The organism is Halorubrum sp. SD612, assembly GCF_002135005.1.
In genome coordinates, this window is the sequence record NZ_NEWI01000145.1 from 1 (window position 1) to 5,823 (window position 5,823).

The following is a 5,823-nucleotide window of genomic DNA, read 5'->3' on the forward strand; positions in this document are numbered from 1 at the left end:
CACAAGTTCGAGTCGCGCTACCTCGACGGGCTCGTCGGCCCGCTCCCCGAGGCCGACGACGTCTACGAGGCGCGGTCGCCGGTCGCGCACGCCGAGGGGGTCACCGCGCCGCTGCTGCTGTTACAGGGCGGCGAGGACGAGGTGGTCCCGCCCGCGCAGGCCGAGGCGATGATCGACGCCCTCGTCGCGAACGAGACGCCGTACGCGTACGTGGAGTTCCCGGAGGAGCGCCACGGGTTCCGCGACGCCGACAACGTCGCCCGGGCGCACGCCGCCGAACTCGCGTTCTACGGCGCGGCGTTCGACTTCGACCCGGCCGGCAGCGTCGCCGACCTCGACCTCCTCGTCGGCGAACGGCCGGAGTGAGTCGCCGGCGACGCCGGGATCAGTCGGCGGATTCGGACCGCTCCCCGTCGGCCCCTCGCTGGCGCTCGGGCAGCGGTCCGTCGTAGCCGTCCGGGACGTACGGGCAGAGCGGGTCGCTGTCGGTCGGATCGCCCGTGACGGCGTAGGCTCGCGACCGACTCCCGCCGCAGACGTGGCGGAACTCGCAGGCGCCGCACTTCCCCGAGAAGCCGTCCGGGTCGCGGAGCGACTCGAAGAGGTCGGCGTTCCGGTAGACGTCGACGGCCGACCGCTCGCGGACGTTCCCCGCCGACTCGGGCAGGAACCCGGACGGGTACACCTCACCGGTGTGGCCGACGAACCCGAAGCCGCGCCCGGCCGTGACCCCGCCCCGTCGGTCGGCCTCCGCGTCGGCGCTGCCGGCCTCGGCGCGCTGGATCCCGACACGCCGGTAGAACGGGGCCTCAGTGGTCTTGACGCCGAACCGCTCCTCCTCCGACACCTCGTGGAGCCACGCCATCGCCGCCTCGGCGCGCTCGGGGGAGACCGGGTCGAGGACGCGGCCGCGACCCACCGGAACGAGGAAGAAGACGCTCCAGAGGACGGCGCCGAGGTCGCGGACGCGGTCGCGAATCGCGGGGAGGTCCTCGACCGTGTCCGCGCACACGGTAGTGTTGATTTGGAGCGGGATCCCGGCGTCGCGGGCGGCGCGCGCGGCCGCGACGGTGTCCGCGAAGCTCTCCTCGCCGCGGAACGCGTCGTGGCGCTCGCGGGTCGACCCGTCGAGGCTGAGCGCCATGCGGGCGATCCCCGCGTCGCCGAGGTCGCTGACGCGCTCGGGCGTGAGCGACCGGGTTCCGCTCGGCGTGATCGTCATCCGGAGGCCGAGGTCGTCGCCGTGCGCGACCAGCTCCGTGAGGTCGTCGCGCGCGAGCGGGTCGCCCCCGGAGAGGACGACCAGCTGTCCGTGGCCGAACGCGGCGGCGTCCGCCAGCAGCCGCTTCCCCTCAGCGGTCGTCAGCTCGTCGGGGTGTCGCTGCGGCCGCGCGTTAGCCCGGCAGTGGCGGCACGCGAGCCCGCAGGCCTGCGTGACCTCCCAAACGAGGACCAGCGGCCGCCGGTCCGTGTCGAGGTCGTCGAACATCGCTCACGTCCGGCTACGACCCGGACCCGTTTGGGGTCGTTCCCGAACGTGTTCACCGGACGTAACGGCGAGCGACGGCGGGAGAGACGCGTCGGATCGACAACTGCGATGCGGGATTTAAATACACGTGAGCGACCCCGACAATCGATTATAAATGACAGAGTGGTCGGCGCGTGCCTGCGCGCGGCCGCCGCAGGCGGCCGCGAGGAGCACGCGCGAGGGAGTCGGCCGACCGAAGGGAGGGCGACGAGGCTGGGGAGGCGTGAGGCTGCGGCGCTGTGCGGTCGGGTGGGACTCAAACGGGCAGTCGCCGGCGGCTTCGCCGCCTGCTGCCAGTGGCGCGTCGCGCCACGCTGCCGCGAGGGCGAAGCCTGACGACGTACGCACCGCAGTGAGTGGAGCGAACGAGCGAGCCATGCGAGCCGTCGCTGTCGGGATTTGTATCATTCGTCGTTGGAATACCGCCATGGTTGTTCGTACTGTACTCGACTGAGCGAGCGATAACCCTGCTCACGAGCCCCGGGGTCTGGATCGCCTGTGCCGCGATTTGGACGGTTATGTCACTCTCACGCGTACTGGCGGATTCGAAGTAACTCAGGTCGCGTCGCCTTCGCCGGACCGCTCCCTCGCGTCGGTCTGATCGCCCTCCCCCGCTCGCTCGTCCGAAACGGTCCACTCGCCCTCGCCCGACCAGATCGCCGTGACGACCGCGGTGGGCGCGTCGGTCCCGACCGCGGCGTAGGCGTACCAGCGGTCGTCGAGCCGCGGGAAGAGGGACTGCGGCGTTCGGTCGTTGTACTGGACCAACACGTCATGACCGCCGAGCGGCTCGGCGCGTTCGAGCGTCTCGCGCAAGGTTGCGGCGGCGCGAGGTCCCGCGCGTCGAGCCCTCCACCGCCGCCGACTCGTCGGGCTCGGAACTCATATCCGGTGGTACGGACCCGATCTCTGGGTCCGTTCCGCCGAACATGTTCCGACGCCGACCGCGGAGCCGAAGCTACTTCCACGCCGGCGTCGAAGCCTCCGGCATGGCACAGGCACGTCTCCGCGTGACGATCCCGGACGGTCCGTGGGTCGGCGACATCTCGCGTGAGTTCCCCGAGGCGCGGTTCCAGGTGTTGACCGCGACGCCGGACGACGGCGCGGGGTTCGCGCTGGTCCGGATCACCGCGGACGAATCGGACCCGATCCTCGACGCGATCGACGACCACGAGACGATCACCCACTCGTCGGTGATGGCCGCGGACGACGGGATGGTCACCGTTCAGGTCGAGGCGCTCGTCCCCCTGCTACAGACGGTCGCCCGCCGGGCGGGCGTCCCCATCGAGATGCCGGTCGAGATCCGCGACGGCGTCGCGCGCGTCGACGTGACGGGTAATCACGAGCGCGTCGCGGAGTTCGGCGACGCCCTCCGCGACGTGGGCGCGGCGTTCGAGGTCGAGTACGTCCAACAGCGGATCAACCCCGGCGGGTCGCTCACGGAGCGCCAGCGCGAGGTCCTCTTCGAGGCGGTCGACCGCGGCTACTACGACGTGCCCCGAGAGACGACGCTCACCGAGGTGGCTGACCATGTCGGCATCGCGAAGTCCACGTGTAGCGAGGTGCTCCAGCGCGTCGAGCGCACGATCGTCCGGGAGTTCGTCGACGACCTCCCGCGCCGCCCCCTCGACTTCGAATCGCCGGAGGAGGACGGTATCGAGCGGATCCAGTAGCGGCGATCGAAAAAGTCCGACCGGGCGCCGCGCCCGGTCTCGCCTCGCGCCAGAGCCGACGGCGACGGACCAACCGCGCCGCGACGGCGGCTTGGACCACGCACCACGCGACGAGCGACGCCGCCAGTGTGACCGTCGAGAGCCCGCTCCCGGCGAGGGCGACGGTGAACCCGCCGCCGTCGGTCGCCCCGAGCCCGCTCAACACGAACACCCGGAAGGGCTCGCCGGATTCGACAGCACCAGCGCCGACAGCGCGGCGTCCGGCGGCTCGGTCGCCGCGACGGTTCCGAGCGCGAGCAGGTCGTGGACCAGCACGAACCAGACCCGCACCAGCAGCGCCGCGCCGAGACCGGATTCGGCCTCCGGACGCGAGCGGTCAGCCCCTCAGGCGAGCCACAGCAGGCGCACGTTGCTCGCGGTGAGGTACGTCCCCGTGAGCGTGAGCAGCACCGGCGGGAAGTAGTAGAGGAGCCCGTCGCCCTCGCGCGCGCCCTCGACGCTGATCCAGAGCATCACGAGGTAGACGGCGATCTTCAGCGCGACGAGCCCGGAGAGCCCGAACGACTCCAGGGCGAACCGCACGACCGGGTTCGCCTCCTCGATCGTCGGGACGTACCGGAGGAAGGCGACGGTCGACACGATGTCGCCGACGCCGTACGTCGCCGTCGCCGCGATCCACAGCCAGTAGAACTCGTTGGGGCGCCGGCGGTAGGCGAGGCGACGCCGAGACCGATCGCGGGATCGAACCACGGGCGAAACTGTCGGGCGGCGAACGTGAATGTGCCGATCCGCTGGGGCCGGCGCGCGCTTTGCGGACGGAGACCGACCGGCGTCCGGCCGACTTAATAGGGATCGCGCCGTCTCGGCGGCCGTGACGGGGCCGTCGACCCGCGACGAGAAGCTGGAGCTCGGCGTCGAGCTGCTGGCGCACCTCGAACGCGAGGAGCTCGACCTCGCCGCGGCGGTCGACCGGATCGAGACGATCACGACGAGCCCGGCGCTCACCCGCGACATCCTCGACGCCGCGGAGAAGCGCGGCGTCATCGACCGCGAGGGCGCTCGGCTCCGGGTCAACACCGGCGGCGCCTACGTCGAGTACGAGCGCCAGGTCGTCGCGCGCGAGGGCGACTTCGAGTGTCGGCGCTGCGGCGCCTCGGTCTCGACGGGCCACTTCGTGGAACTTGACGCGGGCGAACTCGGCCCGTTCGGCTCCTCGTGCGTCCGCAAGGTTACGGGCCGCGAGTCGGAGTCGGCGTCGGACGCGGCGTGAGGGCGGCGCCGAGAGCGGCCTCCGGCCGGTCGAGCGTCCACCGCGCTCTCCCGCCGCCCGAGCGTCGACCGAACTCGCCGGAGTATTTACGTCCGCGCCCGAAGCGACGGTAATGACCGCGCCGAACCGGAACGCCCTGTGGGCGAACGCGCTCGTCGACGAGCTCGTCGCCGCGGGCGTCGACGCCGTCGTCGCCTCGCCGGGCAGCCGCTCGACGCCGCTGACCGTCGCCGCCGCGGGCCACGAGAATCTCCGCGTGTTCTCGCAGCTCGACGAGCGCTCCGCCGCGTACTTCGCGCTCGGGCGCGCCCGTCGGACCGGCCGCGTGACGCCGCTGATCTGTACCTCCGGCACCGCCGCCGCCAACTACCACCCGGCCGTGATGGAGGCGAGCGAGGCCCGCGTCCCGCTGCTCGCGCTCACCGCCGACCGGCCGCCCGAACTGCGCGACTCCGGCGCGAACCAGACCGCGGATCAAGAGAAGCTGTACGGCGACGGGGTTCGATTTTATAAAGACCTCCCGGAGCCGGCCGCAAACGATCGGGCCCTCCGGTCGCTGCGCACGACGGTTGCCCGCGCCGTCGCGACGGCAGAAGGGGCCGACCCGGGCCCGGTCCACCTCAACGTCCCGTTTAAGAAGCCGCTGGAGCCGACGCCGGTCCCGGGCGACGTGCCCGACGACCTGCCGGAGGCGGCCGAGCGCGGGCGCGACGGCCCCTACGTCGACGTGACTCACGGGGCCCCCGAACCGGGCGACGACAAACTCCGGGCGCTCGCGACCGCGCTCGGGGAGGCGGACCGCGGCCTGATCGTCGCCGGCCCCGCCGACCCGCCGGGGATCGACTCGGAGTCGGTCACGGCGCTCGCGCACGCCACCGGGTTCCCCGTGCTGGCCGACCCACTTTCCGGACTCCGGTACGGCGGTCACACGCGCGTCGCGCCCGTGATCGGCGCCTACGACGCGTACCTCTCGGCCGACCTCGCGGACGGCGGAAGCGACGCGGGCGACGCCGCCGCGGCGGGCGACGCGTGGGCCGACCCCGACCTCGTCCTTCGGTTGGGTGCCTCGCCGACCTCCAAGCGGCTCCGGAAGTACCTCGCCGCGACCGGCGCCGACCAGTACCAGGTCGACCCCGCCGGCCGCTGGCGCGAGGCCGAGTTCGCCGCGACCGACCTCGTCGTCGCCGAGCCGAGCCGGCTCTGCGCCCGACTCTCGCGGCTCGTCGGCGGCGGGAGCGGAGACCAAGGCTGGCGCGCGCAGTGGGAGGAGGCCGACCGGGTCGCGGAAGCGGTTCACGCCCGCGAGGCCGACGCGCTTGCCGGCGCGGGGGGCGGGGGGGCGGACGCGGGGC

At 72.6% G+C, this 5,823-nt stretch carries 8 protein-coding genes; 4 read left to right on the top strand and 4 right to left on the bottom strand.

Annotated elements, in window-relative coordinates:
* Positions 1–366: S9 family peptidase (locus B9G38_RS13520; RefSeq protein WP_158093831.1), on the top strand; the 366-nt coding region annotated here is incomplete at its 5' end.
* A 19-nt stretch (positions 367–385) separates the two neighbouring features.
* On the opposite strand, the gene B9G38_RS13525 is transcribed toward B9G38_RS13520, so the two are convergent.
* A complete protein-coding gene (locus B9G38_RS13525; protein ID WP_086220707.1) occupies positions 386–1,489 on the bottom strand; it encodes a radical SAM protein in 1,104 nt (367 codons plus the stop codon).
* A gap of 594 nt (positions 1,490–2,083) precedes the next feature.
* Positions 2,084–2,344, bottom strand: a complete 261-nt coding sequence (locus B9G38_RS13530) for a hypothetical protein (protein WP_233127215.1) — start codon at positions 2,342–2,344, stop codon at positions 2,084–2,086.
* Positions 2,345–2,517: 173 nt separating this feature from the next.
* On the opposite strand from B9G38_RS13530, the gene B9G38_RS13535 reads away from it, so the two are divergent.
* Positions 2,518–3,201: a helix-turn-helix domain-containing protein gene (locus tag B9G38_RS13535; RefSeq protein ID WP_394334928.1), complete on the top strand. Its 684-nt coding sequence runs from the start codon at positions 2,518–2,520 to the stop codon at positions 3,199–3,201.
* Positions 3,202–3,399: 198 nt separating this feature from the next.
* Here B9G38_RS13535 and B9G38_RS18745 read toward each other — a convergent pair whose 3' ends face one another.
* Together B9G38_RS18745 and B9G38_RS13545 are read right to left on the bottom strand one after the other, a co-directional pair.
* Positions 3,400–3,531, bottom strand: a complete 132-nt coding sequence (locus tag B9G38_RS18745; protein ID WP_254921850.1) for a hypothetical protein — start codon at positions 3,529–3,531, stop codon at positions 3,400–3,402.
* Positions 3,532–3,585: 54 nt separating this feature from the next.
* A complete protein-coding gene (locus B9G38_RS13545; RefSeq protein WP_049929663.1) occupies positions 3,586–3,951 on the bottom strand; it encodes a hypothetical protein in 366 nt (121 codons plus the stop codon).
* A 121-nt stretch (positions 3,952–4,072) separates the two neighbouring features.
* Here B9G38_RS13545 and B9G38_RS13550 point away from each other — a divergent pair, with 121 nt between their 5' ends.
* On the top strand, positions 4,073–4,471 hold the full coding sequence (locus tag B9G38_RS13550) for a DUF5830 family protein (protein ID WP_049929662.1): 399 nt from the start codon (positions 4,073–4,075) through the stop codon (positions 4,469–4,471).
* A gap of 112 nt (positions 4,472–4,583) precedes the next feature.
* A partial coding sequence (gene menD / locus B9G38_RS13555; RefSeq protein WP_086220709.1) for a 2-succinyl-5-enolpyruvyl-6-hydroxy-3-cyclohexene-1-carboxylic-acid synthase occupies positions 4,584–5,823 on the top strand: 1,240 nt, incomplete at its 3' end.

What these genes read in the sequence shown, in the direction of transcription:
- B9G38_RS13525 (WP_086220707.1), bottom strand. Translation starts at nt 1,489, where the DNA reads ATGTTCGACGACCTCGACACGGACCGGCGGCCGCTGGTCCTCGTTTGG.
- B9G38_RS13535 (WP_394334928.1), top strand. Translation starts at nt 2,518, where the DNA reads ATGGCACAGGCACGTCTCCGCGTGACGATCCCGGACGGTCCGTGGGTC.